At 70.0% G+C, this 24,983-nt stretch carries 16 protein-coding genes; 1 reads left to right on the forward strand and 15 read right to left on the reverse strand.

What is annotated here, in order from left to right; genetic code table 11:
- Positions 1-6: 6 nt before the first annotated feature.
- The 6 genes from HEB94_RS03400 to HEB94_RS03425 form a co-directional block, all read right to left on the reverse strand.
- Positions 7-5,493 (reverse strand): non-ribosomal peptide synthetase, encoded by a 5,487-nt coding sequence (locus tag HEB94_RS03400; protein WP_192748589.1) that lies wholly within the window; start codon positions 5,491-5,493, stop codon positions 7-9.
- Positions 5,490-6,200, reverse strand: a complete 711-nt coding sequence (locus HEB94_RS03405; protein WP_192748590.1) for a VOC family protein — start codon at positions 6,198-6,200, stop codon at positions 5,490-5,492. The genes HEB94_RS03400 and HEB94_RS03405 overlap by 4 nt, the downstream gene beginning before the upstream one ends.
- A gap of 13 nt (positions 6,201-6,213) precedes the next feature.
- On the reverse strand, positions 6,214-7,308 hold the full coding sequence (locus HEB94_RS03410) for a Gfo/Idh/MocA family oxidoreductase (protein ID WP_192748591.1): 1,095 nt from the start codon (positions 7,306-7,308) through the stop codon (positions 6,214-6,216).
- Between the two features lie 2 nt (positions 7,309-7,310).
- Complete coding sequence (locus HEB94_RS03415) at positions 7,311-8,408, reverse strand: saccharopine dehydrogenase NADP-binding domain-containing protein (RefSeq protein ID WP_192748592.1); 1,098 nt, start codon at positions 8,406-8,408, stop codon at positions 7,311-7,313.
- Positions 8,405-12,943 carry a non-ribosomal peptide synthetase gene (locus HEB94_RS03420; RefSeq protein ID WP_192748593.1) on the reverse strand — a complete coding sequence of 1,513 codons (4,539 nt, stop codon included), beginning with the start codon at positions 12,941-12,943 and terminating at the stop codon, positions 8,405-8,407. The genes HEB94_RS03415 and HEB94_RS03420 overlap by 4 nt, the downstream gene beginning before the upstream one ends.
- A gap of 66 nt (positions 12,944-13,009) precedes the next feature.
- Positions 13,010-13,582, reverse strand: a complete 573-nt coding sequence (locus HEB94_RS03425; protein WP_192748594.1) for a methyltransferase domain-containing protein — start codon at positions 13,580-13,582, stop codon at positions 13,010-13,012.
- 247 nt (positions 13,583-13,829) lie between these two features.
- On the opposite strand from HEB94_RS03425, the gene HEB94_RS03430 reads away from it, so the two are divergent.
- On the forward strand, positions 13,830-14,558 hold the full coding sequence (locus tag HEB94_RS03430) for a thioesterase II family protein (RefSeq protein WP_192748595.1): 729 nt from the start codon (positions 13,830-13,832) through the stop codon (positions 14,556-14,558).
- A 7-nt stretch (positions 14,559-14,565) separates the two neighbouring features.
- Here HEB94_RS03430 and HEB94_RS03435 read toward each other — a convergent pair whose 3' ends face one another.
- The 9 genes from HEB94_RS03435 to HEB94_RS03475 all read right to left on the reverse strand — a co-directional run bounded on the left by HEB94_RS03435 (position 14,566) and on the right by HEB94_RS03475 (position 24,708).
- Complete coding sequence (locus HEB94_RS03435; protein WP_192748596.1) at positions 14,566-16,170, reverse strand: (2,3-dihydroxybenzoyl)adenylate synthase; 1,605 nt, start codon at positions 16,168-16,170, stop codon at positions 14,566-14,568.
- 64 nt (positions 16,171-16,234) lie between these two features.
- Positions 16,235-17,539: a Rieske 2Fe-2S domain-containing protein gene (locus HEB94_RS03440; RefSeq protein WP_192748597.1), complete on the reverse strand. Its 1,305-nt coding sequence runs from the start codon at positions 17,537-17,539 to the stop codon at positions 16,235-16,237.
- Positions 17,540-17,594: 55 nt separating this feature from the next.
- Positions 17,595-18,608, reverse strand: coding sequence for an iron chelate uptake ABC transporter family permease subunit (locus tag HEB94_RS03445; RefSeq protein ID WP_202896090.1), 1,014 nt, complete (start codon positions 18,606-18,608; stop codon positions 17,595-17,597).
- A 122-nt stretch (positions 18,609-18,730) separates the two neighbouring features.
- Positions 18,731-19,792 carry an ABC transporter substrate-binding protein gene (locus tag HEB94_RS03450; RefSeq protein WP_337917451.1) on the reverse strand — a complete coding sequence of 354 codons (1,062 nt, stop codon included), beginning with the start codon at positions 19,790-19,792 and terminating at the stop codon, positions 18,731-18,733.
- A gap of 16 nt (positions 19,793-19,808) precedes the next feature.
- Positions 19,809-20,966: an N-methyl-L-tryptophan oxidase gene (gene solA / locus HEB94_RS03455; protein ID WP_192748600.1), complete on the reverse strand. Its 1,158-nt coding sequence runs from the start codon at positions 20,964-20,966 to the stop codon at positions 19,809-19,811.
- Positions 20,959-22,230: a DegT/DnrJ/EryC1/StrS family aminotransferase gene (locus tag HEB94_RS03460; protein WP_192748601.1), complete on the reverse strand. Its 1,272-nt coding sequence runs from the start codon at positions 22,228-22,230 to the stop codon at positions 20,959-20,961. Before HEB94_RS03460 ends, solA begins: the two co-directional genes overlap by 8 nt.
- A 4-nt stretch (positions 22,231-22,234) precedes the next feature.
- Positions 22,235-23,002: a class I SAM-dependent methyltransferase gene (locus HEB94_RS03465; protein WP_192748602.1), complete on the reverse strand. Its 768-nt coding sequence runs from the start codon at positions 23,000-23,002 to the stop codon at positions 22,235-22,237.
- Positions 23,003-23,040: 38 nt separating this feature from the next.
- Entirely contained in the window at positions 23,041-23,781 is a 741-nt protein-coding gene (locus HEB94_RS03470; RefSeq protein WP_192748603.1) for a class I SAM-dependent methyltransferase, read from the reverse strand.
- A 33-nt stretch (positions 23,782-23,814) separates the two neighbouring features.
- A complete protein-coding gene (locus tag HEB94_RS03475) occupies positions 23,815-24,708 on the reverse strand; it encodes an ABC transporter ATP-binding protein (RefSeq protein WP_192748604.1) in 894 nt (297 codons plus the stop codon).
- Positions 24,709-24,983: the final 275 nt, after the last annotated feature.

Here is a 24,983-nt window from a genome sequence, read left to right on the forward strand (position 1 = left end):
GTCGTGTCAGGTGGCGTGCAGCGGCCGGGCGATGTGCGCGGCGACGTCGGCGACCAGGGGTTCTTCAATGCAGCTGAAGTGGTCGCCGTCGATGTCGAGGACGTTGAGGTCGCCGAGGCAGACCTCTCGCCAGAACGACATCGTCGCGTCCTCCATGCCGGGGGCGAACCCGGACGTGGCATGCGGAAGGAGGAAGCGGATGTCGCCGGTGTAGGGCGCGGGACGGAAGCGGGTCGACAGGAAGCTGTGCCGCAGTACCCGGAACATTCCCGACACCATCTCAGGCGGCGTGTACTGGCCCGACAGCCGCGAGGCGGCGTTCGCATACAGGGTGAACCGGTCCTTTTGGCTGTACTCGCCGAGTTGACGGAAGAGCGCGGCGACCGCGTCGAGGGCGTTGTCGCCGCCGACCTCACCCAGCGCGCCCACCGGGACTCGGCCGTCGTGCCGTTCGATCGCCTGGGCGAAGGCCCGCCCCGCCGCGTCGGGGCTGACATGGCCGAACCCGAGCCGATCGATGCTGAGTCCCAGATTCGGTATGAACAGCGCCTCGAGCATGAGGTCTTCCTCGACGTCGACGAGGACCGGGTGGCTGCTCACGAGGATCAGGTCATCGACGTGGATGCCGCGCTCCAGCAGCCGGCGAGCCACCTCGGTGGCGTACAGGCCACCCACGCAGTAGCCGATCAGTTGGAAACGCTCGTATCCCTCGGCGAGCAGCCGATCGGTGTAGTGGTCGGCGAGGCGCTCGATGGTGTTTCTCGGCTCCAGCGCGCAGTACATGTCCGGATCCTCGATCACGATCCCGACCACAGGGCCGAGGCCCTGGGCGGTCAGTCTCGCCGCCAACGGCCGGAAGCAGTCCATGGTGCCCATGCCGGCGTGGAACATCACGCGAACCGGTCCGTCACGGGTGTCGCGGAACCGGACCAGGCTCGCGATGGAGGCGTCAAGTCGTGGCGCGGTGCCCGCATCGGCGCGGTCGGGCTCGGGTCGGGCCTGTTCGCGCAGGAAGCGGGCGAGGTCGGCGATGGTGGGCGAGTTGAGCATGTGCCGCAGCATCGTGTCGAACGGAGTGTCGGTGGCCTCCGGGATCTCCTCGCGCAGCCGCCCGGCCGTCCGCGCCATGATCAGGGAATCCGCCCCTGCTTCGAACAGGTTCTCGACTCGCCCGATCGGCCCGGTGGCGAGCGCGTCGGACCAGATGGCGGCGAGGGTGGCCTCGAGTTCGTCGGCCGGCGCGTCGACCGGGTCGACGGTCTCGGCAGCGTTCGAGGTGGGCAGCCAGCCCTGTACCACGCCTCGATCGACCTTGCCGTTCGTCGACAGGGGCAGCCGGTCGACGATTTGGATAGTGCGCGGGATCATCGGCTCGGGCAGGCGCTCGACCAGGAACTGACGCAGATCCTCGGGCCGCAACGGCATCCGATCGGCCTTGAAGCGCGCCGCGAACAGGTGCAGCCCCGCAGGCGCAAGGACGTGCTCGTCGTCGGGCAGGCACACCGTCTCCACCGCGCCCGCCTCCGCGAGCAGGGTCAGCCACTGGTCGCGGTCGAGGTAGGACGCTCCGGACAGGCGCGCGGCGTCCTCCGGCGGCGTCATCATGAACGCCTGGGAGGCGAGGATCCATGGGTGCTCGCGGGTCGGCTCGGTGAGCACAATCCAGCCGCCGGGGGTGACCAGGTCGCTGAGCCGACGCAGGGCTGCGGCCGGATCGCGGGAATTCTCCAGCACGCCGGCGGCGAGCACCACGTCGAAGGAGTTCGGGGTCAGCCCCTGTGCGCGCATGTCGATGTCGATGTCGACGACGCCGAACCGGACCCCGGGGTAGGCGCCGAAGCGCGCACGCGCCGCGGGCAGGAAGAACTTTGACACGTCGGTGAACAGATAGTCGACGTCGAGGCCACCCAGCGCCTCGAGCACGGGCTCCGTGGTGGCTCCGGTACCTGCGCCCACCTCCAGCACCCGCAGGTCGAGGGCTCCGGCCGACTCGGTCGCGACGCGCTCCACGACGGTGCTCAAGCCCCGGTTGAGGTAGCGGACCATGAGGTTGTCCCGGTACAACGCGTCGGCGGCGTCGGTCTGCCCGCCGGGCAGGAGCAGGGCGACCGGATCCTGCTTGCCGGTGAGCAGCGCGGGCAGGACCTCGGTGTTGCCTCGCACGTACCGCAGGAACTCCGCCAGGCCCAGGCCGGTGGAGGCGGCCTCGGTGACCTGCCAGTTGCGGGCCACGGTTTCCTCCTCGACGGGCATGCGGAGGGCGAACCGCTTTCCGCCGTCCGACGCCGTCAGATAGCCGGCGTCGGCGAGCACCGCGAGCCAGCGTTCCAGCAACCAGCGGTGGCGCGGGTCGACTGCGGCTGCGATGTCGTCGCCGTCGTGGGTGGTGTCCGTGGTGGGGAAGAAGCCGAGCCTGCGCAGGGCCAGGGCCATGGCCGACAGGACGGCCTCGTCGAGGCAGGCGACGTAGGTCTCCACCTGCGCGCGATCGACACCGGCGACGACGGCCCCGGTCGCGGAGTGCACCAGCGACGCGATCTGTCCGGCCCGGTTCTGGTCGGCGACGGGCTCGCGCCGGGCGGGCTCGACCGCGCCGAACAGGGCGCGCGGGCCGCGGGGCTGCCCGTCGACGACCACGCACGCGGCCGCCACGGCCGGGTGCTCGCTGAGGGCGGCCTCGACCTCCCCGAGCTCGACGCGGTGGCCCCGGATCTTGACCTGGGTATCGTCTCGGCCCAGGAACTCGATCTCGCCGCCGGGTCGGTAGCGGCCTCGGTCACCCGTGCGGTAGAGGCGCTCCCCGTCCCGCGGGTGGGTGACGAACCGGGCCGCGGTGGTCTCCGGGTCCCCGAGGTAGCCCTGGGCGAGACCCGCTCCGCTGATCACCAAATCCCCGGCGACCCACACGGGGCAGTCCCGATACGCCGGGTCGAGCACGCGGAAGCCCTGGTTGGTCAGGGGTACGCCGTAGGGGATGCTGGACCACGCCGGGTCACGGCCGGTGATCGGGTGGTGGATCGACCAGATGGCCGCCTCGGTGGCGCCACCGAGGCTGACGACCCGCACGCCGGGGACGATGGCGATCTCCTCGGGGAGCGCGACGGGGATCCAGTCCCCGGACAGCAGCGCAAGGCGCAGCGACGACGGCACGGCAGCCGGGTCGGACCGCAGGTAGCTGGTCAACATCTGCATGAGGGCGGGAACCGAGTTCCACACCGTCACCTCGTGCTCGGCGAGCAGCGCGGCCCAGTGCGACGGGTCGGCTCGGCGGGCGGCCTGCGGGTAGACCAGGGCGCCGCCGACCGACAGTGGCCCGAAGATGTCGTAGATCGACAGATCGAAGCCGAGATTGGAGACGCCGAGCACACGATCGGCCGCGGTGATCGAGAAGCGCTGGTTGATGTCGCCGATGGTGTTGGCTGCGGCCCGATGAGTGATCACCACGCCTTTGGGGCGGCCGGTGGAGCCCGAGGTGTAGATCACGTAGGCCGGGTCGTCGGGATCGCGGCGAGGGCCCGGTGCCACCGCTGAGGGTTCCACGTTGTCCACCTCGATCACCTGTGCCCCATCCGGCCAGTCGGTACCGGTGGACAGCCACGACTGGGTGAGGACATGACGCGTGCCGGCGTCAGCGATCATCGCCTGGCGCCGCACCGGCGGCTGGACCGCGTCGACAGGGACGAAGGCCCCGCCGGCCATCAGGACACCGAGCACGGCGGCGACCTGTTCGACGCCCTTGTCCATGACGATCGCGACCCGATCGCCGGCGTTGCAGTCCGCCGCCCGGAGGGCCTGTGCCACCCCCGCAGCCCAGGCGGCCAATTCGCCGTAGCCCACCGTTCGCTGCGGGGCGATCACTGCCGGGCGCTGCGGTGCGCGAGCCGCCTGGGCGAGGATCTCTTCGTGCAGCAGGATGGACGGCAGCGGCGCCGCGGTATCGTTCACCGCCCTGCGCTCCTCGCTCTGCCAGCGCGGCAGGGCGACCACCTCGTCGGCCTCCCAGGGCGCGTCGCTGCCGGCCAGCTCGCGCAACAGCGCCTCGAAGGCGGCGAACATGTCCTCGGCGACGCCCGCGGGGAAGACGCCCTCACGGACGTCCCAGTTCACGAAGAGACCCTCGGCGTCGTCCATCGTCTGGCAGTCGATGAACACCTGGGGAGTCTGGGTGACGCCGGCGCCTCCGGGCCGGTGGGTCGGTCGTTCACCCTCGGCGTAGTCGCCGAGCCCGATCGCGCTGGTGAAGACGATCGGCATCAGGGCAGCGTCGCGCCCACGCCGACGCGCCAGCTCGCGCATCACCTCGATGCCGCTGCACAGCGAATGATCGAGATCCTCGAACAGCTGCGTTCCGATGACAGCGGCTCTGGCCGCGAAGGTATCGGCGTGCGCCCACTGGATTGCCAGCACGTCGACTGAGGTGAAATCGCCGACCACCTGGCCGAGGTGGGGGTGCAGCGGCTGGCGGTTGAGCACGGTCAGGTTCAGGCTGAACCGAGGCATCCCGCACCAGCGCTGCATCACGGCGGCATAGGCGGTCAGTACGACGACGGACGGCGTGAGGCCGTGGTCGACGCCACGTCGCTTCAACTGCTCCCACGCCGAGGTGTCCAGCCGCAGCGACCGGCGGGTGAACCGCGCCGTGGACGGCGGCTGTGCGAGCACCGGCAGCTCGGGGGCGGCGGGCAGGTCGTCCAGGCGTGACCACCAGTAGTCTCGGTGCCGCTGGCCGCGGCTGGACTCCCGCAGTCCGCGCTCGGCGATCACGTAGTCGCGGAAGGTGATCTCCAGCGGGGGCAACTCGAGCGCCGGCTCGGCGTAGAGAGCCTCGAACTCGCCCAGCAGCATCCAGATACTGGTCCAGTCGGCGACCAGGAAATCCATGGACAGGTGCAGCACGGTGTGCGCCTCGGTCTGGGTCAGGCGCAGCGCGAAGACGGGCCAGGTTGTGGTGTCGTGTATCGCGTGGTCCATGTCGTCCCGGACCGCGGCCAGCTCCGCCTGCGCCCGTACCTCGTCCAGCCCGCGCAGGTCCAGTTCCGGCAGCACCAGGTCAGCGACTGTGGGCAGTACCCGTTGGTATCCCTCGGGTTCGATGACGACCCGCAGCATGTCGTGGCGCTCCACGAGCCGGTTCCAGGCGATCTCGGCCCGGCCGGTATCGAGGCGGGAATAGTTGATCTCCATGTAGACATGGCACGCGACCCCCCCGTACTGAAAGACCTGCCCTCGCCCGAGGAGATAGGCGGCCTGCACGTCGGTCAACGGGAAAGGGTCGTACCTGGCATCACGGTCGGGACGGAGCACCACAGTGGAGTCCCCGTCGCGCAGCCACGCGATGACGGCTTCCCTGTTGGCGCGCAGCGCGTCCAGGTGATCCGGGGTCAGCACACCCTTGGGCGCCCGGTACCGGATCCGGCCCGCCTCCTCCCACAGCTGCACCCCGGTCCGGCGCAGGTCGGCGATGAGTTCCTCCACGCTGGTGATGTTCGTCACGAGGTGCCCTTCCGCTTCGAGGTGGTCATGGGACTCAGTAGCGCGCCGTGCAGCTTGGCCGGGTCGAGTTCGGCCTGCAGGCCCTCCAGCTCCACGCCGAGCACCTCGCTGGCGGCAGCCGGGACGACGCTCAGGTACGGGTCGTTGCCGAGGAGGAGATCCATGGCCGGTCGGTCGGCGTCGGCCACCGCGAAGCGCACACGGCCGATGCCGCGTGCGCCGTTGCGGTGCACCATGCCGGCCGACCGCTGCGGCGGGTCGTAGGCCGACACCACCAGCGGCAGCCCGACCGGGCGGGTCGCGAGGAATTCGTAGCGCACGAGCTGGCCGTCCGGCCGGGTCCGCTTCCCCTTGATCACCCGCGAGGTGGACACACCCGCGGACCGCAGTGCCGCCCGCGTATCGGCGAGGCTGGTGGCCTCGGTCTCCAAGGCGAGGTCGCGGCAGCCCTGCCCGGGTTGTGCCCAGCGAGCGAGCCGATCGCCCGCCGCGGCGCCGAACAGGAGCCCGACGGGTCGGCGCCACCGCCGGGCGGCCGCCGTCAGCTCGAAGAACTCCAGGAACGGACCGTCGGCGAAGCGGACGAAGGCGTTGCGGGCGCGCTCGGGAGCTGAGCCCCACTCCATGGTGAATCCGAGATCCTCATAGTCGCGGACCAGGGACCGGACGTCGTCGACCTTGCATATGACATGGCTGCATCTGAGCACGGGAACGCTCCGTTCACCTCGGGTCGGTCGCGGCTGCCGCCGCGGCCGCGATGAGTTCGGTCGCGGGCAGCGGTCGATGGGTCTGGGCCGGGCGCAACGCCGGGTAGCCCAGTTCGGTGGTGGCCTCCTGCCAGAGTCGGCACAGCGTCAGGTGGTACTGCTCGGAGGCGGGGCTGCCCCGGCCGGCGAAGATCTGGTCCCGGAGGGTGAGCAGATCCGCGCCGATCGCCGCGGGCCACCACCGCGTCAGGATCTCGCGGTAGCTGGGCGGCGACGGGTCGAGCTGGACGAGGCTGGGCTCGGCGAGGAACGACGCCGCCTCGTCGTCGAAATCGAAGGCGGTCTTCACCGGGTCCGGGATGTGCAGTCGTGGGGCCCACGTCAGGGGCCCGTGGGTGTCGGTCAGGCAGAGGCGACCGGCATCGGTGCTGATGGAGATCTGCTGCAGCAGCGGAAGGTGGTTGTCGGGGTCGTCGGGATCGATCTCGTGATGCACGATCGCGGTCAACGGGGTGTCACCGAGGTGTCCGGTCAGCACCCGGGACGGGCCGCTGGGTTCGGGGGCGGCCGTGAGCCCCCAGGGTCGGATCGTGCCCAGCGCCTCGCCGAGGATGTGGACCAGGGGAAAAGCCACCTGGATCGCGCATCGGGCGTCGACCTGGCGGGCCGGCCGGCGGGCGAGCAACCCTCGGGCGGCGGCCACGAATCGGCGCACCGGTGGCAGGTGCACGTACAGGTCTCCGAGCAGGTAGACGACGCCGTGCCGCCGCGCGGCCTGGACGCAGCCGGCGACGTCGTCGTGGTGAACCGGCTGCTCCTGCAGCACGTGGATGCCCAGCGCGAGCAGCTCACGTGCCAGGTCGCTGCCGGCGCCGCCGGTCACCCCGGAACGGACCACGACGCAGGCGACGTCGACGCGCCCACGGAGCTGGGCGGGATCGGTGAACAGCGGAACACCCGCGCGTTCGGCGCACGCCGCGGACTGGGCGCTGCCCCGGCTGAGGATGCCGACCAGCTCGAAGGCAGGGCGGAGTGCCGGGAGGGCGGCCAGGTAGAACTGCCCGAACGTGGTCCCGCAGACGACGACACGCAAGCTGCGCCCTTGCATGCTCACAGGGCACCCGCCTCGACAGCGCGAAGCGCCTCCACCGAGGTCTGCAGGACCCTGACCCGGCACACGCCGGCCGCGACCAGCCACATCAGGGCCGCCAGGGGGTCGAGCGCGGTGGCGGCACAGGCCGTTCCCGGTGCCACGGCGCCGTCGTGAACGGCCAATGCGGCCATCGCGGTGACCGCTCCGGTCAACTCCGACACGCCGGGGCCCTGCAGCAGGCCGGTCCGGGTCCGGGCGACGCCGTCGACCTCGCCGTCAAGCTGGGCCAGCACGGTCGTGGACGGCAGATGGCCCGCGGCGTCCAGTTCGGCCGCACGGCACAGGTCGGCGACCGCATCGGCACGCGGTCGCGTGCGTGCGCGGTCCAGCGCCACGCCCCACGTGCCCGGCAGGACGCTGTACCAGTCCGCGTGGGTCAACGCGAGGGCCCGCGCGACCTGTATCCCTTCGTGGTCGAGGTAGGGGAAAGCGGACACGTCCTCGGGAAAGAACGGCAGCGCCTCCTCGATCACTCGGTTGAGCACCCGCGAGCGCGGGCCCTGCCGCCACGCGGCAAGGGGTTCACTGCCACCGCCGAACGCGCCGTCCAGGTAGTCCGCCGCCGCGGTGGCGGTGAACCTGTCCCGTACCCCGATGTAGGCGGTCAGGGTGTGGACCGTGGCGAACTCCTGTGCGGCGAGCCATCGCGGGAAGAGCCCGGACAACCCCGGCCACGCCCCGGCGGCGAAGACGGCCCGCCGATCGGGGCCCGCCGCGCCGCCGCGGGCGACGCGCTCGGCGGTGGTGGCGTCGCCGCCGGCGTCGACGTAGTCCGCGCCGGCCCTCCACGCGGTCAGCGCCGCCGCCTCGGCCAGGTGCTGTGAGGGTCCGGCGCAGTTGACAACGACGGCACAGCCGCGGGCGAACGCGGCCAGAGGCGCCTCCTCCGCGGCGTCGACCCCCACCACCTCGACACCGCCCGGCAGCTCGGCGGCGATCGGTTCCACGGCCTCGGGCCGGCGGCCTCCCAGACGCAGGTCGGTCCCACCGTGGCGGGACAGCAGCCGAGCGGCGTGCGCACCGACGGCCCCGGACGCCCCGAGGAGGCCGATCACAGGGCGCCCTCGTCGATGTCGGCGTCATCGCCGGCGATCTGCCGGGCGACCGCGCTCACCGTCGGCTCGGCGAAGAAGTCCCGCAGGGACAGGGTTCCGCCGAACCGGTGCCGGAGCCTCTCCAGGAGTCGGGTGGCCAGCAGGCTGTCTCCGCCGATGGCGAAGAAGTTCTGGTTCCGCCCCACCCTCACGTGGCTCAGCAGGTCAGTCCAGACGGCGGCGACCGCCTCTTCCAGGGGCCCCTGCGGCGGCTCCGCCAGCTCCGGGCTCCGGTCGGTGGCCAGCGATCGGGTGAGAGCTGCCCGGTCCACCTTGCCGTTGCGGCCGAGCGGCAACCACGCGACGACCTCGATCCGGTCCGGCACCATGTGCTGCGGGAGCGCCGACGCGGCGTGGTCCAGCAGCGCCGCCGGGTCGATGTCGGGTGCCGTCTCCGGCCGCGCGCCGCTGAGCAGAACGGTCGAGGACGCGCCGACCCTATGGTGGGTGATCCCGCGCCAACCGGCGCGCCCGCACACGGTGCCCCATTCCCGCGCCGACAGCGTCGGTGATCCCGCGGCGCGTCGCTCGCCGTCGAGGTCGCGGTAGCCGTACTCAAGCAACGCCGCGGTGAGCAGCGCGAGCGGGGGGAACTCCCCCTGCTCGACGGCCAGCAGTCGGCCCCCGCGGCGCGCCAGCAACCGCGCCAGCATCAGACCCTGCGTCGGTTCCGGATAGCGGTGCAGCGCGTTGACGGCGACTACCACGTCGAAGCGGTGGCGGAGGTCTCCGGGCGCCCAGGGGTTCGGCGTCGCACGGCACTTCGTCGCGTGCGGGTGGGTGGCCAGTCGGCGTCGGGCGTCGGCGACCATGGCCGGTGACTGGTCGAGCAGGGTGTAGCGCACCTGCTCCGGAGTGAGCGAGGACAGGATCCGCTCGGCGGCGTGCCCGGCGCGGCCGCCGATCTCGACGACCTCTATCGGCCGCTTCTCGGCGGCCGAGCGGGCCGCGATCTCGCGTGCCACCTCGGCCAGCGCGGTGTGGCCGCTCGGGTCGTGGTCGGCGAGCGCGGAGGGGGCCAGCAGGTCGTCGTCAAGGAGCACCGCGGGGTCGAGGTCTCCGGCTAGGACGCGGCGGTAGTCCTCGCGCCGGTGCAGCACGCGGTCGCGGACCCGGGCCACGAACCCGGCGTCGCCCTCGGCGCCGGGCCGGGTGGCCAGCCGTAGCGCCGGGTCGAGCCGGGGACCGGCGCCCAGTGTCCCGCCGTCGCCGGACAGTACCGCGCGCGACCGCAGCCACCGCAGCCAGAGTCGGAGGACTGGCCGGTGCTGCTCGGCGACTCCGAGCCGGTTGGTGAGTTCGGTGACGGTCTCGCGCCGGCCGCCGGTGAGCGTCTCCAGACCCAGGATCCGCACCAGGAGGGCGTCCACCTCCTCGGCCTCGATCGACCCGGCGGGGGGCGTGCTGCTCGCGGCGGCGGCATCATCCACCATGGAGACCTCCACCGCAGCGGCATCCACTGTGCAGGCAGCTATCTGCGCCGAATGCGACTCCTGCGCGGCGCCGGCGGTGCCCGTTTCGACGACGGTCACGACAAGCTGGCGGTGGTCGGTCACGGCGGCGACGGCGCGGCCGACGCCGGGGTGGCTCTGGAGCACGGCTTCGATCTCGCCTAGCTCGATACGGTGGCCTGCGATCTTGACCTGTTGATCGGTACGGCCCAGGAACTCCAGAACCCCCTCGGGTCGGTAGCGCCCGAGGTCTCCCGTGCGGTACCAGCGGCCAGCCTCGGTGCTGATGAACTGCCGGTCGGTCTGCTGCGGGGCGCCACGGTAGCCGCGGGCGACTCCGGTGCCGCCGATCCACAGTTCGCCCGGCACCCAGTCCGGGCAGTCCCTGCCCGCGGTGTCCACTACCCGGAATCGCTGGTTGGCCAGCGGCCGGCCATAGGGGACCGAGGACCAAAGCGGATCGACCCGCGCGACTTCGGTGAAGTTCGACCAGATCGCGGCCTCCGTCGCTCCGCCGAGGGCGACGAACCGGCACTGCGGCCGCGCCGCGGCAACCCGCCCCGGCAGGTCGAGTCCGACCCAGTCGCCGGAGACCAGCACCAGACGCAGCGGCAGCCGGGCGGAGGCGTCGCCTTCGATCACGGTCAGGAGCATCTCCAACAGCACCGGCACCGAGTTCCACACGGTGACGCCGTGCCGCTGCGCGAGGTCCACCCACCGCCGGGCGTCCCTACGTGCCGCGTCGGTGACCAGCACCACAGCTCCGCCCACCGACAGGGGGCCGAACACGTCGTACACCGAGAGGTCGAACTCCAGCGCGGAGACCGCGAGCACCCGGTCGCTGTCACTCACAGCGAACCGGCGGTTGATGTCGGCAATGGTGTTCCACGCCGACCGGTGAGTGATCTCGACACCCTTGGGCTCCCCGGTGGAGCCGGATGTGAAGATCACGTAGGCGAGGCCCTCGGCGTCGACCGCGGCCGGGCAGGGCAGGGGCGCCGCGGTGGTGGCCGCGCCGATCAGGACCACTTCGGCCGCAGGGCGCCCGATCGCGCCGGCCTCGTCGGTGATCACCAGACGGGCGCCGGCCAGGCGCTCCATTCGCTCGCGTCGCGCCGCGGGCTGCTCCGGCCCGATCGGGAGATAGGCAGCACCCGCCGCCAGTACTCCCAGCACGGCAACAATCTGGTCCGGGCCTCTTGGCAGGCTCACCACGACCGGCTCGCCAGGCTCGACCCTGCGGCTCGCGAGTGCACCCGCCACCCGTAACGCCCGGTCGGCCATTTCCCCGTAGCCCAGTGACCCGTCCTCCTCCCACCGCAGCGCCACCCGGTCCGGAGCCTCGGCAGCGCGTCGGAAGAACTCCTCGTGCAACCTCACGTCCGGGAACTCCCGGGCGGTGGAGTTGACCGCTGCCCGGACACGTCGCTGGGCGTCTGGCAGCAGGTCCGGCACCGGGCGTCCCCACTCCCCCTCCCCCAGCCACGCCACCACCGCGCGGTACGCCTCGAAGAGCGCGTCCAGCACACCCGCGGCGAAGACCCCCTCACGGGCGTCCCAGTTGACCAGGATTCCTTGGTCGAACTCGCTGACCTGCACGTCCAGCCAGATCTGGGGGCCTTGCGAGACGATCCAGGCCGGCTCGCCGAAGCATCCACGGGCCTGCGGGGCGAACAGGTCGCCGAAGCCGAGGGCGCTGGTGTAGACGACGGGCGCGAGCACGGTCTCGCCGAGCAGCCGCGATGCGTCGCGCAGCACCTCCACCCCCGAGTAGCGGCTGTGCGCCACATCCGCGTGGAACTGGTCCTGCAACCGGCGGGCCCGCTCGGCGAACGACCCGGGGGTCGACCCGGCCCAGCTCACCAGCACCGATGAGGTGAAGTCGCCCACCACGGCGTCGACCCGGGGATGCAGGGGTTCGCGGTCGAACAGCGGCAGGTTGAGCAGGAAGTCGGGCTCGGCGCTCCACGCCGTGAGGGTCTCAGCGAACGCCGCCGCCAGCGTCATCGACGGGGTCAACCCGTGGTTACGGGACAGCTGCCGCAACTGGCGTACGGTCTCCGGCGCCAGCCAGTGGCTGCGGCGCACGACCTGCGTCGCCGGGGCCGCCTCACGGTCGGTGCGTACCGGAAGTTGAGGTGCCGCGGGCAGGTCGGCCAGACGCGCCCGCCAGTAGTCCCGGTCGGCCTCGACCCGTTCCACGGGACGGGTGGCCCGGTGGTCCGCGCAGTAGCGGGGGAAGCTGTAGTCGAGCGTGGTGAGCGGGGCATCTGGATGCTCGTACAGCCGGGCCAGGTCACTGAAGAGGGTCTGCACGCTGAGGGCGTCGGCGGGGATCATGTCGAGGTCGAGGTGCAGCCGGGTGCCGCCGATGCGGATCGCCTCCGGCAGCAGCGAGAGCCGGACATCCAGCACCTGGCCGGACCCGATCTCCATCTCCTGGGTGGACATCCGGCGCCGCAGCGCCGCCAGGGCGTGCTCGGCCTGGTCGGTGGACATGGCCCGCAGATCCTGGACGGGCAGCCCCAGCCACCCCGCGTTCGGGAGAACCTGCTGGTAGCCGTCGCTGATCTGTACCCGCAGCATGCCGTGTCGCGCGATCAACGCGCGCACCGCGGCCTCCAACCGGTGCGGGTCGACATGAGCGCCGTCGAACTCGAAGTAGAAGTGAGCCGCGACCCCTCCGAGTCGCTGACCGGGCGCACGACCCACCCGGTAGGCGTGCTGCATGGTTGTCAGCTCGAACGGCGCGAACTCCTCAGCCTCGCCGGCGCGATCGTCGCGAGCCGCGTCCTCGACCCCTGCGTGCCGCCGCGCGACGAGCTCCCGCCAGGCGGCCAGTGTCGGTCGCGCGATGAGGTCGGCGAAGCGCACCGTCACGCCGGCCTGCTGCCACTGGCCGGCCAGACGCATCATCGTCATCGAGTCCATGCCGAGCTCGATGAGGTTCAGGTCCTCGCCGATGCCCTCGACCGGGAGCTCCAGAACGGATGCGACCGTGTGGCGCACGTCGTGCGAGTCGAGTTCGCTGGTTGTCGGATGCATGTGCTCGCCCCTCTCGGTATCAGGCCTGCAGGCGTCGTCGTCTCGCGGTCAGGCTGTGTCTGGTGCTCAAGCCGCGCGCAAGGCCCACAGCAGGCCCAGCTCCAGGTCCTTCCACACGCAGTCCACCTCGCTGAAACCGGCTCGACGAAGCCAACGCAGGTGCGATTCGGCATCCGCCGGGTTAACCCGGACGTCCCAGTTGTGGCGCCGTGTGGGGTCGCGGCGGTACAGCTCTGCCAGGCCCTGGCTGGCGGGGAAAAGGAGATCCATGGTCAACAGGGCACCGCCGGGGCGAAGCAGACCGAAGATGTCACCGTAGACACGCTCGATCAGCTCAGGCTCTTCCACGTTGTGGATGGCCATAGCCGACACGACGGCGTCGAAGGGGCCGCCGAGACGATCCGCCCAGTCGCGCTCGTTCATGTCCGCGAGCCGGTAGGTGACGCGCGATCCGTAGCGGCCGAGGCGTTCCGTGGCCGCGCTGACCATGGCCTCGGAGTAGTCATGCAGGGTGACGTGTGCCGCTGGCCACCGCTCGAGGACTTCCGCGCTGACGGCGCCGTAGCCACCCCCGACGTCGAGGACGTGTAACGGTCGGTCCGGCGCCGCCGGGATCAGCCCAGCCAGGCGACGCAGCACCGGCCGTCGGTCGTCGTCGCGGGTCGCGTCGCCCTCGATCCATTCGGATACGTAGGTTGCCGAGTGCCAGTGGTGCGTGCCGCTCGGCCGAAAGTCAGTGCCCACATCACTTCCAATCTGTCGCCATAAGAGCGCGCCCGACGGGCGTCCGACGCGTCACCGGAAAAGCCAAACTGAAATGACAACCATTACAGTTTTTGCTACCGACCGCCACCCCTGCGGACGCACCACCGCGACAATTGGTGTCATGCTCACCGCCCTGAACCAAGGAGTGCCCGGCTCGCCCACCGTGGTCGTCTTTCCGCACGCGGGCGGCAGCCCGCGCTTCTTCCAGCACTGGAGGACGGTCCTGCCCACGACCACCCTCGTTGGCGTCACCTATCCCGGGCGGGACACCCGCCTCGACGAGTCGTACGCCGACAACCCCTACGGCGACGACCTCCTCGGCCTGGCCCGCAGCGCCGCCGATGCGATCAGCCACGCCGGAATCGCGTCGCCGGTGCTGGTCGGCCACTCGATGGGCGCCTATGTCGCCTATGAGGTCGCGGCCGCGCTCACCCGCGCCGGAACCACCGCCGTGCGGGTGGCGGTCTGCGGACAGAACCCACCCGAGGACCGCCCGACGACCGCGCTGCACCTCGCGGACGACGCGGACCTTGTCGCCGACATGGTCCGCCAGGACCCGGACTCCGCGCCGCTGTGGCAGCTCGACGACGTGCGGTCGATGTTCCTGCCGGCCGTCCGGGAGGACTACCGGTTGCTCGAGACCTACACGCCCACCGCAACGGTGGTGGCCGAACTCCTCGTCTGTCACGGCGATCGCGACCATGAGGTCTCCCCCGATCGACTCGACGGGTGGCGCCGGCATGCGACCCGGTTCCATCCACCCGTGGCCCTGTCCGGCGGCCACTTCTTCCTCAAGGCCCCCGATGCCCAGCTTCCGCGGCAGCTCACGACCAGCTTTGGGCTGTCCTAAGGCATGGTCATGAACCTGACGCCGAGCCGGCAAGGCGCGCCACCAGCACCTTCCGATCGATCTTCCCGATCTTGGTCAGGGGGAGGCGATCCACGTACTCCAGCCGGTCCGGAAACTTGAAGCTCGCCACCCCCCGCGCCTGAAGGAAGGCCCGGACCTCCCGTAGGGACTGCCGCTGCTCGCAGACGAGGAACACGCAGACACGTTCACCCAGCCCGGGATCTGCGACGGGCACCGCAGCGGCGGCACTGATCGCGGGGTGCGCGAGCAGGTGGCCCTCCAGCTCCTCACACGCGATCTTGTCGCCGCCCCGGTTGATCACGTCCTTCAGCCGGCCCTTGATCACCAGGTGACCCGAGGGGAGCCGTCGGGCCAGGTCGCCGGTGCGGTACAGGCCGTCCGGAGTGAACGACTCGGCGCTGTCCCGGGGCGCACGGAAGTAGCCCCGCACGGTGTAGGGTCCCCGCGTCCACAGCTCTCCCACGGCGCCGGCCTCGACGTCGACCCCGTCGGGATCCACGAGCCGGACCTCATCGGCCGGACACGGTGGCCGCCCCTGGGTGGTCAGGACCAGATCGTCTGGCTCGTCGAGCGCAGTCATCGTCAGCAGGCCCTCGGCCATGCCGTACACCTGCTGGAGGCCGCAGCCCAGACCCTGCGTGGCGCGCCGCGCGCTCTCCGGCCGTAACAGCGCGCCCCCGACCTGGACGAGCCGGAGACTCGACACGTCGCTGCGGTGCCACTGTCTGGCCTCGGTCCAGAAATCCACGACGGAGGGCACGAGCGTGGTCCACGTGACGCGCTCACCCTCGATGAGCGGGAACGCGTCGTCCGGGCTCGACGTCGGCGACATGACAGCCGTCCCCCCGGACGTGAGTGTGCCCAGCAGGCCCGGGCAGGCGAGCGGGAAGTTGTGTGCCAGCGGCAGGGCCGCGAGATAGACGTCGCTACGGTCGAGACCCGCCGCGGCACACGCATTGGGCAGGTAGGCGTAGTTCTCGTGGGTACGTGGCACCAGCTTCGGCCCGCCCGTCGTCCCGCCCGACATCACGCACAGTGCGAGGTCGTCGGCATCGACGTCCGGAAGTGGTTCGGGCCCGTGGTAAAGCCCCTCCACCGGGGTGAACTCCTCCGGCTCCCCGGCGACCACCACATGCCGCACTGTCCCGATGTCCTCGCACAGCTCCCTCGCCTGCGACCGGAAGTCGAAGCCGCCGTAGCAGTCGGGGATGACGTAGGCCGTCGGCTCCGCGATCTCCATCAGCGCGCGGAGTTCCTGTCGCCGGTAGGACGGCATGACGAGTACGGGCGTTGCGCCGACACGCATCAGCGCGAACAGCACCTCGACGAATTCGACGAGGTTGGGGAGCTGGACGGCAACCCGGTCACGGGGCTGGACGCCCAGCGCGGCCAGGCCGTTGGCGAGCCGATCGCATCGGTTGTCCAGCTCGGCGTAGGTCAGCCTGGCATCGCCTGCGACGACAGCCGGGTCGTCGGGATACCGTCGCGCGCACTCACGGAACCTCTCTCCCAATGTCTTGCCATGCCAGTGGCCTTGTCGGCGATAGTCCGCGGCCGTGGATTGCGGGTAGGGGGTCCAATCGTGTCCCATCGTCCTCCTTCGGGCTGGATCAGGCGCCGGCAATGCGGTTCCGGTGGGCCCGACTCCGGTCGGTTCAACCGGCACGGGTCGCGGAGAAGTCGCCGACGCTCTGCCAGGGCTGCTCGATGTCGATGACACGGTCGTCGGCGCGGAGCCGTTCGTGGGCCACGTCGCGACTCACCCCGATCGGCGCTTCACCTCGCTCGACGGTGTCCGCCGCCCGTAGCAGCACTCGCCGCATGTGCGTTACCGCCCGGTCGGTCGCTCCGAGGTGTTCCCGGCTGCGGTCATAGATCGGCCCCATGCTCTCCTGGACGGCGAGGTCCTCGAGCATGATCCCGTCAATGCCCGACCAGCTGGCGCCTGACTGCATTGCCATCCGATCCTGCTGCCACCGGTTGTCTCGTTGCCGCACCAGGTGCGGGTCGTCTGCGGCGTCCTCGGGCGGGCAGCCGGCCTTCGCCCGCAGGAACTCCTCCTCGACAGCCTGCTCGTAGCAGTACTGGATGTTGTAGAACATGGTGTGTTCGTCGTCGAGCGGAACCGGAAACTGCATCGTTCCCCATCCCGGTATCGCGGGCAGCACCGTGTAGACCGGCGCGACAAAGAGTGTGGTCCGCACGTACTTCTTGTGGTCGGGGTCCTGCACCGGGCGGCGAATCGCTGCGCTGCGGAAACCGTAGGCGGTGTCCTCCACCTCCATGCGGGGGCGATGATCCTCAGACGGGCGCTGGATGCGCCCCCCGTCTTCCCAGTCGACCTGGGTGCCGCCTTCGGGTGCAGCGGTCCGGGTGACCGGTCGCACGTGGTCGCTGTGGAGAAAGCCCACGTGCGATGAGTCGACCAGCCCTTCCAGAACCTGTACCCAGTTGCAGTCGACGCGCAGTCTCATGATCGCCACATGGTCGGCGGGCATACCCGTCCACTCGAATCGGGGCAACGGTGGCTCCAGTTCGGTGGGACCCAGGTAGGCCCACACGACGCCGCCCAGTTCCTCCGCCCGGTACGCCGTGTGGCGGACTTTTTCCCGCAGCCTGTCCGGCTTGGGCTCGTTCGGAATATCGACGATCCGCCCCCGGTGGTCGATGAGCCAACCGTGGTAGATGCAACGCAGACCGCAGTTCTCATTGCGGGCCAGTGCGAGGGAGGCCCCTCGATGCGGGCAGTACTCGTCCATCACTGCGACCCGGCCGGCGGGGTCCCGCAAGACCACCAGATCTTCCCCCAGCAGCTTGACGCTGTGGGGTGCGCCGCCGGCCACCAGGTTTGAGCCGAGCTCCACGGGCAGCCAGTAACGACGCATCACTCGACCCATGTCGCTGCCCGCACCGATGCGGCACAACCGCTCATTGTCTCGGGAGCTCAACAACGCAATCACTCGCCTTCCTCGGCTTGTTCCAGACACGGAAGCGGGCACGCTTCGTCCTCGACGATCACCCGGCCATCGCGCCGGTGCGGGATCGGCGCAGCAGCCAAAGGAAGAAGGGCGCACCCACCAGAGACGTGACGATGCCCAGGGGAAGCACGTTCGGGCTCACCGCCACCCGGCACATCAGGTCCACCAGCACCACGAAGATGGCCCCGGCCAGCGCCGACACGGGCAGGCCCCGGCGATGATCGGGGCCGACCAGGAGGCGCACGACATGCGGGACGACCAGGCCCACGAATGCGATGCCGCCCGCGGCGGCGACCATCACCCCCGTGATCAAGGACGTCACGACCAGCATGCGGAGCCGGAAGGCCCGCACATCGATCCCGGCCGACAGCGCCGTCTCCTCGCCGACCACCACAGCGTTGAGCGACCGGCCCTGAGCTTGGAGATAGACGGTCCCGAGGGCCACCACGACGGCAGGCAGCCAGAGGGTCGGCCAGCTCGCGCCGGTGAGCGAACCGAGCAGCCAGAACAGCACCGCCGTGGCAGCGTTGGGGTCGCTGCTGTGGAAGATCAGGTAGTTGGTTAGTCCCAGGAAGAAGAAGCTCAGCGTGACCCCGGCGAGGACCACACGCACGGGAGCGAACCGGCCGCCCGGCCCCGCTGCGATGGCGAGGACCAAAACGGTCGACAGCAACGCCCCCACGAATGCCGCCCCTGACGCGGACAGGCCGGCGACCGTCGCGGAGCCGAGTGTGATCACCATGGCCGCCATGAACCCGGCACCGGAGGAGACCCCGAGCAGGTAAGGGTCGGCCAACGGGTTCCTGACGACCGCCTGCAACGTCGCCCCGACCACCGACAGACCGGCACCGATCACTGCCGCGAGCAGCACCTCGGGCAGCCGAAGCCGCCAGATGATCTGCTCGTCGATCGGGGTGAAGTCGGGTGTCACCACCGAGCCGAATATCTGGTGGCCGATCACCCGCGCCACAGTCGAGACTTCGATCGTGACCGTGCCGTAAGCCGTCGCCACCGCGATGGCGAGGACCAGCACGATCGACAGGGCCGACACCACCACAACCATCGATCCGGCCCGTGGCCGCGGTCGGACCTGAATCGTCGCTCGCCCCTCAGGCTCCGGTCCGGCGTCCCGGGCCCGGTCCATGCGCGCCGGGGTCATCCTCATCCGGGATCTCACTGGAACACGGTGGGGTGCAGGAACTGGGCCACCTGGCGCAGGGAGGCCACCGTCTCGATGGCGCTGCCCGGGAGGGTGGAGGAGAAGTACCCGATGGAGTAGATCCGGTTGTTACGCACGGCCGCGGTGGTGGGGAAGGTGGCCTTGATGTTCGCTGCCTCCTTCTGCTGGTCGACAGTTCTGGGGTAGGAGCTCTGGAAGATGAATGCCTGTGGATCGCGGGCCGTGATCTCCTCCTTGCTGATGTTGGCGTTCGGGTCCTTCACCACAGGGAACATCGATTTACCCCCGGCCATGTCGAGCGCCTCCAGGCCGATCCCGACCACGGGGTAGAACTGATCGCCGTACATCGTGCCCTCGAACACGGACACCTCCGGCTGACCGGCGACCCGCCGCTCGACGTCGGCGACCTCCGCCTTCAGCTTGTCCGTCAGCTCCTTGGCCTTGGCATGCACCCCGAAGATCTTCCCGAGGTTCTCCAGGTCGGTGAAGACATCAGTGAACCGACCCTCGGTGTAGTTGGCCGTGCACCCGGCCGCGGCGACGTAGGACTGAATCCCGGCCTGCTTCAGTTGATCGAGCGAGGCGCCCTTCTGGGCCGGGTCGAGACGGTAGGCGAGGTCACTGATGACCAGGTCGGGGCTAGCCCCGAGGATGCTCTCGGTGCTGGTCAGATTCTCCTTGCTGAGCACCGGCGCCTTGGCGGTCTGCGGGGGCGGGGAGAAGTAGTCGGTTCCGGACTGGCCGACGACCCGGTCTGCGACTCCGAGGGCGACCAAATCCCGCGCGATCATGGGCGAGAGGATCACCACGCGCTGTGGAGGCGCCTTGAAGGTCACCGTCCGCCCGCAGCTTGTGACCGTGACGGGGAAGCCCGAGACCGAGTCGGCCTTGGCGGACGGGTTCGCCGAATCGTTGCCTGCTCCACACGCCGTCAGGAGCGCCGCACAGGTGAGGACCGCCGCTAAGAGCCCTGCACGGGCCCGGTGTCCCGGCCACGGTGCGCGCTCGCCCCGGACCTGGGGACGCTGCCGGTGATGCCGCAGTCTCGAGGTCACGTGATTCCTCTCGTTGTCATATCTTCTGCTCGGTCAGGAAGCGATCAGGATCGGTGAACGGCAGCGCGAGGCTCGGCGCCTCCCCGACGGCGGTCTGCGCCAGGAACTCGCCGATCCCCGTGGCGTGCTTGAAACCCTGGGAACTCTCGCCGGTAGCCACGATCAACCGCCGGTCGCCACCGACCGGTCCGAGCGCGAACTGGTTGTCCGGGGTGTGGGTCCCCATACACACCGACACCCGGGTCGGCACCGGACGGACCCCGGGCACGGCCTGGGAGACGACCCGGCCGAGCTCCTCCCAGTCCGCCGCGGAGGTGGAACGGTCGAGGATCTCAGGATCGATCTCGGGCGGCACCCGGCCCTTGGCCTCCAGGCCGAGCTTCACGTCCCCGCCGTCGTAGGCACCGCACCCCCACAGCACCCGCCCCTCCCCGCACTCCCGCTTGAACATCGGGAACCGGTCCACGGAGAACTCGCCGGGCGTGCCCTCGGGAGCGAACCACGTGATGGGCTTGCGGATGATCCTCAGCGGAAGCCGGGGAACGAACGTGGAACACCACGGACCGACGGCGAGGACCGTTCGCCGGACCCGGAAGGTCCGGGTGGGCGTATGCAGGACGACACCCCCGGACACCGGTTCGATCCGCACGACCCGGGTGTCCCGGCACACCCGGGCGCCGAGCCGCGTGCTCACCGCGACCGCAGCGCGAACCGCCGCTTCCGGACGCAGCAGCCCCGCCGAGGGTTCCCACACCCCCACGTGTCCGGCTGCCACACCCTCGTGCTGCGGGAAACGCCGCTTCAGTTCCGTGGCGTCCAGGCGTTCCACGTCGAGGTCGAAGTCGCGTGCGTTGGCGAGGGTTTCCCTGATCATGCGGCCCTCCGGCGCGCCGATCAGCAGCCCACCACAAAGATCGAGCAGCGGCACCCCAGCCGCTGTCTCCAGCGCTCGCCACAGGTCCAAGGAGAGCTTCGCCAGCGCCACGAGACCCCGGTGCTCGTAGCAACTGAGGCGGAACATCCGACTTCCGCCGTGGGAGGAGCCGAACGCGTGTCCCGGCTCGAACCTTTCGAAGCCGAGAACGTCGACGCCCCGGTGGGCCAGTCGCCACAGCGTTGCCGAGCCCCACGCCCCGAGGCCAACCACACCGACGTCCGCGTCGAAGTCAGCCATCGACCTGCCTCAGCTTGTCCTCTATCGCCTCGTGCCGCGCGTCGGCGTCGGCGAGGACCGCGGCCAGTGAGTCCTTCAGGGCGTGAGCGAGGAAGTCGACCTGATCGTCGGACAGTCCCGGATGGCACGGCAGGTTCACGTGGCGGGAGAACCAACTGTCCTCGGCCACCGGACACTCACCGGGACCGTGGCCCTGACGCCGCCACTCCGGGCGCAGATGCAGCGGGAAGTAGCGGAGTTGGACCTCCACGCCCCGGCTGTCCAGTTCGCGGACGATCTGGTCGCGCGCGTCATTGCCTGCGTCCGCGAAGAACGTGTACAGATGGTAGGCGTGCTCGACGTCCGGTGGCGGGCGGTGTGGGCGCACCTCGGGGAAGCCGTCCACGACCGAGTCGAGTCGGGCGGCGATCTGCCGGCGCCGGTCGATGAGGCTCCCCAGCTTGGCGAGCTGACTGAGGCCGACCACGGCGGCCGCCTCGGGCATGTTGGCGTTCGTACCGGTCCGGATCACATCGACACAGGCACGCTGGTACGCGCCGCCGTGGAACTTCATCCACGGTAGGGAGGCCGGCGCGGGCTCCCCGGCCATGTCCAGCGGAACGAAGCGCCCGTCGATCTCGTTGGCCCGCACCTGCCGAACCCGTTCAGCCCAGTCGTCGCGGTCGAAGGTCAGCATTCCACCTTGGCCGAGCGTGGTGATGTTCTTGGTGGCGAAGAAGCTGAAACATCCGATGTCGCCGAGGCTGCCCGGCATCCGACCCCGGTAGGAGGCACCCAGAGCGTGCGCGCAGTCCTCGATCACGACTGCTCCGTGCGCCCGGGCGAGTGTCGTGATCGTGTCCATCTCCGCGGGCAACCCGCCGTAGTGCACCAGCACGACGGCCCGGGTCCGGGGACCGATCAGGGACGCCAGCGCGGCGGGGTCCATGTTGATCGACCTGGGATCCACATCGCAGAAGACGACCCGAACACGCTGCTCCAGAAGTGCCTGGATAGTCGCGTGGTAGGTCTGGGGCGTGACGATGACCTCATCGCCCGGTTCCAGCCCGAGCAGACGGATCGCGATCTCCAGTGCCACCGTCCCGCTCGTGACCGACAGGGCGTGCCGGGTGCCGGTGTACGCGGCGAACGCGGCCTCGAAAGCGTCCCGGCGCCGCCCCCCAGAAAGCGGATCGTTGGACCGGATGAGCTCGGCGACTGCCGCCAGGTCGCCGTCGTCGAGCAGGCTCGCCCGGTGCGCGAAGGAAACCTCGTAGGTACGCATTCGATCACCCTCGATGAAGGTCGGGCCCGGATGGGGCGAGCCGGGTGCCCTCGACGAAATAGAAGGAGAGATCTCGGTACATCATCGCCGCGTCGGATGGGGACCGCGTGTGAAGTACCTCGTCGATCCAAGCCAGTCGTTCGGCCATGACGGTGCCGAGGCCAGCCCGCCGCCACACGTTGCGGGCCGGGTTCAGATCGCGGGCGTGCAGCAGGGGGAGAAAGCGTGTGACCTCGACCGGATAATCCCCGTCGTCCATGTCACTGATCAATTGCGGGGACCACAGGCTGTCGATCGCCACGACGCGACCCCCGGGCCTAGTGAGGGCGGTCCAAGCCCTCACGGCCTGCTCCGGCCACGGCAGCGTCCACAGCACGTGGCGGGATATGACGGCGTCGACAGGCCCGACATCCGGTGGCGGGTGCTCCGCTTCGCCGCAGACGAGGGTGAGATTGGTCAGCTCGCGGGCATCGGCTGCGGCACGACAAACCCTCAGCATCTCCGGGGAGATGTCCAGCCCGACGACCTGGTGTCCCAGCTCGGCGAGCGAGAGAGCAACGAATCCGGAGCCGCAACCAACGTCGAGGATCGTCTTCGGTTCGGCGCTGGGGAACATCCGCGCGAGGAGCAGCGACCACGCTCGCCGCTGGGGATCGTTGGAGTTGAAGTGGTCATGGCTCGCATAGCTCTCCGCAGTCGCGTCCCAGTACCGCTGCATGGACTCTGCGATGTCGGCCTGAAGTTGGGCCGTGGCGGGTGGGCAGGTGTTCATCGACACTCCTTCACCAGTAGCGCCGGGATGGGAATCTCTCATCGCGCAGGACGGATGCCCTCGACCAGGTAGTAACCCAGGCGCCTGGTCATCGGGCGCAGGTGGACCGGGGCCTCCGAATGAACAACCGCATCGATCCAGCACAGTTCCTCGACCATGACCTCATCCAGGCCGGACCGCCGCCAGAGATTCTCGATGGGATCGAGGTCGCGGGCGTGCAGCAATGGCAGGGCATCGAGGACTTCTGCTGGGTACCGCTGGCCGGTGGTGGCACGGACAAGTTCCTCGGACCGCAGCGCGTCGATGCCGAGAATTTTGCCACCGGGTCGGACGAGGTCGAACCAGGCGTTGAGGGCGTTCTCCGGGCGGGGCAGTGTCCACAGGAGATCGCGGGAAATCACCACGTCGAACGGCCCAAGGTCGGCCGGCGGATGCTCGGCCGCACCCTCGACCAGCTGGAGATCGTCGACTCTGGCCCGCTCAGCCTCGGCCCGGCAGACCCGCAGCATGCCCGGGCTCACGTCGAGTCCGGTCACCGTGTGGCCGAGCGCGGCCAGTGTGAAGGCCAGGAAGCCGGACCCACACCCCACGTCGAGAATGCTCAAGGGCTGCGCGGACGGAAGCAGGCGACTGAGGAGGACGGTCCAAGCCTGCCCTTGTACGCCGGCGGCATCCAGGGGGCTGGACTTGTGATCGCCGTTCGAGGCGGCGTCCCAGATGTCCCGGACGATCGCGGTGGTGTCCAGACCGAAGTGGTCGATGTCGGTGCTCGTGCTCATGGCCCTCCTAGTCGCTCGCTCGCCGGCGTCGCATCACGTCGTCGAGGGAGAACGGGACGTTTCACCGAGCGACGCGGCGGCGCGCTCGGGGCGAGGCTCGTCAGGGGGTTCGGTCTGCGGCGTACCGCTGTCGACGCCGGTCTCGTCCGGCGCCCGTCGCCCTTCGCCAGCCGAGAAGGCGAGGAGAAGTCGTCCCGTGGACGGATGGGTGAGCCGGTGGGCGTGGACAGAGAAGACGTCGTGGATCAGGGACTCGGTCAGAACATCGGCCGGCGGTCCGATCGCGACAACACGGCCGGCTTGGAGCACGCAGACCCGGTCGCAGTAGGCGGCGGCCAGATTCAGGTCGTGCAACACGCAGAGGGTCGAGAGGTCGAGGCGGCGCACGAGTTCGAGGAGGTCCAGAGCGGCATTGACATCAAGGTGGTTGGTCGGCTCGTCGAGGAGCAGTAGATCCGTCTCCTGCGCGAGGGCGCGAGCAAGTAGAACCCGCTGCTTCTCCCCACCGGACAGCGTCGCGAAGGCCCTGATGCGGTAGGAGGCCATGCCGACGCGCTCAAGGCCCTCGGCGATGGCCTGCCGGTCGGCGGCACTCTCCCTGTCGAAGGCGCGCTGATAGGGCGCCCGGCCCAACGCGACGACGTCCTCGACGGAGAAGTCGAAGTCGGAGGCCGTCTCCTGAGCGACGAGGGCGGACCGGCGGGCGACCTCCCGCTGGCGGAGGCTGGAGACGTCCTGGCCGTCCAGGAGAACCGTGCCGCGTACGAGCCGGAGCGAGCGGTAGATCGCCCGGAGGAGGGTCGTCTTGCCGGAGCCGTTCGGCCCCACCAGGCCGACCTTCTCGCCCTTTGCGACGTCGAGGTCTGCGCCCGTCACGATCGGAACGGAGTCAATCTCGACCGACACCCCCGCAAGTGAGAGCTTCATCGGGCCTCTTCAATGCCAGACACCCCGACGGCCCAGCGCCGCGAAAAAGAAGCCACGGGCACCATCGCGAGTCGCGACCGAAGAACCTGGCGATACGGGTCGGTCTCCCCCACGGTCGAAACAGACCCGGGTGTGTTGAGGACAGGCAACGAGCACTCCTTGGTCAGTTCCGGTGCGCGTCGAAATACTCACGTCAACCTTCCGAGTAACAGAGGAAGGCCTCTACAACCATCGACTGACATCTCGCGCGGGCACGGACCTGAATCTGGTCGGAC

The sequence above is a fragment of the Actinopolymorpha pittospori genome, from assembly GCF_014873875.1.
GTDB lineage: Bacteria > Actinomycetota > Actinomycetes > Propionibacteriales > Actinopolymorphaceae > Actinopolymorpha > Actinopolymorpha pittospori.

Excerpts from the sequence above, each read along its gene's own strand:
- HEB94_RS03410 (WP_192748591.1), bottom strand. The coding sequence starts at position 7,308 with ATGCAAGGGCGCAGCTTGCGTGTCGTCGTCTGCGGGACCACGTTCGGG.
- HEB94_RS03420 (WP_192748593.1), bottom strand. The coding sequence starts at position 12,943 with ATGCATCCGACAACCAGCGAACTCGACTCGCACGACGTGCGCCACACG.
- HEB94_RS03430 (WP_192748595.1), top strand. The coding sequence starts at position 13,830 with ATGCTCACCGCCCTGAACCAAGGAGTGCCCGGCTCGCCCACCGTGGTC.
- HEB94_RS03435 (WP_192748596.1), bottom strand. The coding sequence starts at position 16,170 with ATGGGACACGATTGGACCCCCTACCCGCAATCCACGGCCGCGGACTAT.
- solA (WP_192748600.1), bottom strand. The coding sequence starts at position 20,966 with ATGGCTGACTTCGACGCGGACGTCGGTGTGGTTGGCCTCGGGGCGTGG.
- HEB94_RS03460 (WP_192748601.1), bottom strand. The coding sequence starts at position 22,230 with ATGCGTACCTACGAGGTTTCCTTCGCGCACCGGGCGAGCCTGCTCGAC.
- HEB94_RS03465 (WP_192748602.1), bottom strand. The coding sequence starts at position 23,002 with ATGAACACCTGCCCACCCGCCACGGCCCAACTTCAGGCCGACATCGCA.
- HEB94_RS03470 (WP_192748603.1), bottom strand. The coding sequence starts at position 23,781 with ATGAGCACGAGCACCGACATCGACCACTTCGGTCTGGACACCACCGCG.
- HEB94_RS03475 (WP_192748604.1), bottom strand. The coding sequence starts at position 24,708 with ATGAAGCTCTCACTTGCGGGGGTGTCGGTCGAGATTGACTCCGTTCCG.